Below are 1,869 nucleotides of genomic sequence, written 5' to 3' on the forward strand. Positions count from 1 at the left end.
ATTTCAGCGACGTGTTGATCGACGTGTAGGAGGTATTGAGGGTGCTGCCGAGGCCGTTGACCGCTGCGATGATGGCCAGGCTGATGCCGGCGGCGATCAGACCGTATTCGATGGCGGTGGCGCCGGATTGATCGGCAAAAAACCGCGAAATGAGACGTTTCAATTCTACCTCCTGAAATCACCAGACACCGGGATTCTCCCGGAGTTCCATCATGGGAACTTTGCCGAGGGACACTAAATTTCCTCCAATTTTTTCGGTTAACGAAAGTCTTTCTTCATCATGCCGCTCGGGTGACCGGGCCGCTCTGCCCGGCCGTGGCCGCCCCGAGCGCGCCGCCTGAAGCGATTTCGAACCTGAACCGAATGTGGTTCAATGGCCTACCCATCAACCCTGCAACGAAGCCCGGACGGAGGCGGCATGATCGGAGCGGCCACCTTCATCGCGCTGCTGCTGACGGCCGGGTTCGGCTCCGAGACGGTCGAGGTCAGGAAGCGCGGCGCGGTCGATCTCGCGACCTACGAATGCCGCGACACCCCGCGCAGCACGCTGATCCAGCGCGCCTGTTACGATCCCGCGCAGGCCAGCATGATCGTCAGCGTCAGAGGCACCTACGTCCAGTATTGCGATTTATCGCCGGCGACGTTCGACGCCCTGATGGCCGCACCGTCGATGGGGCAGTTTTTCAGGCGGAATGTTGCGGGCGATGAATTGGGCGGGCGGTATGAGTGCAGGGTACGGGGAATGCCGCGCCATTGACCGGGCGGCGCGGCCTGGATCCGGATGTTCCCTGAATGTTCTTGATCCCATCCCCGGGTTCCGTTATCCTCTCGCTTGGGAGAGGTCGGCATGGTCCAGCGGGTTTCCACCGTAGCCTTTGAGGGGATCGAGGCCCGCGCGGTCGACGTGCAGGTGCAGGTCGCGCCCGGTCTGCCGGCCTTCGCCATTGTCGGGCTGCCCGACAAGGCGGTGTCGGAGGCCCGGGAGCGGGTCCGCTCGGCGCTGATCGCCTCGGGTCTGGCGCTGCCCGCCCGCCGCATCACCGTCAATCTCGCGCCCGCCGACGTGCCCAAGGAAGGCAGCCATTACGACCTGCCGATCGCGCTCGGCCTGATGGCGGCGATCGGGGCGATTCCGCCGGACGCGCTGGCTGGCTTTACCGTGCTCGGCGAACTCGGCCTCGACGGATCGATCGCGCCGGTCGCCGGCGTGCTGCCCGCGGCGATCGGCGCCAATTCGCGCGACGAGGGCCTGATATGTCCCGCCGCCTGCGGCGCCGAGGCGGCCTGGGCCAGCCCCGATATCCAGATCGTGGCGGCGAGTTCGCTGATCCAGATCGCCAACCACTTCAAGGGCACCCAGGTGCTGTCGCGGCCGCAGCCGAAAGTGCACGAGGCCGAAATCAACCGGCTCGACCTGCGCGACATCAAGGGCCAGGAAAGCGCCAAGCGCGCGCTCGAGATCGCGGCGGCCGGCGGCCATCATCTGCTAATGAGCAGTCCAATCGAAATTGGACCAATGATTTTCATATGAAGTCCAATTAAACTGAGGCTAGGAAAAAATTCTCTCCACACTCTTTCTGTGGCGAATATTGGTAATTTTTGCTATGAAGGCAGCACTCGGAATTGTCCGAGTTGTTCCCTCGACCTGCATTTCAGCCGGTAACCGGGCGTGGCTAGGGCCACATCTAATGCCCCCGAGTGGCGTTCCATCAGTTGTACGAAAAGCGCGAGCCCGCGATTGCGGAGCTGCGCCCTACGTGCATACGCCACACGAGGACTACAATGAACGCAGTTGTACTAGCATTCCCAAAACCATGTTCGCCACGCCCCAAGGCTACCCTCAAACTGCCAAAGCCTAGAAAAGGGATC

Annotated in this window: 2 protein-coding genes and 1 pseudogene; 2 read left to right on the forward strand and 1 reads right to left on the reverse strand. The window is 62.4% G+C overall.

Features of this window, described 5'->3' with window-relative positions; translation table 11 throughout:
- Window positions 1-163: Flp family type IVb pilin (locus Q8R73_RS23695; protein ID WP_305721975.1), on the reverse strand; the 163-nt coding region annotated here is incomplete at its 3' end.
- 255 nt (window positions 164-418) lie between these two features.
- Here Q8R73_RS23695 and Q8R73_RS23700 point away from each other — a divergent pair.
- Both Q8R73_RS23700 and Q8R73_RS23705 read left to right on the forward strand, forming a co-directional pair.
- Complete coding sequence (locus Q8R73_RS23700; RefSeq protein ID WP_305721974.1) at window positions 419-757, forward strand: KTSC domain-containing protein; 339 nt, start codon at window positions 419-421, stop codon at window positions 755-757.
- Window positions 758-847: 90 nt separating this feature from the next.
- A pseudogene (locus Q8R73_RS23705) lies at window positions 848-1,492 on the forward strand (magnesium chelatase domain-containing protein); the annotation flags it as partial.
- Window positions 1,493-1,869: the final 377 nt, after the last annotated feature.

This window comes from Bradyrhizobium sp., from assembly GCF_030697065.1.
Taxonomy (GTDB): Bacteria; Pseudomonadota; Alphaproteobacteria; order Rhizobiales; family Xanthobacteraceae; genus Bradyrhizobium.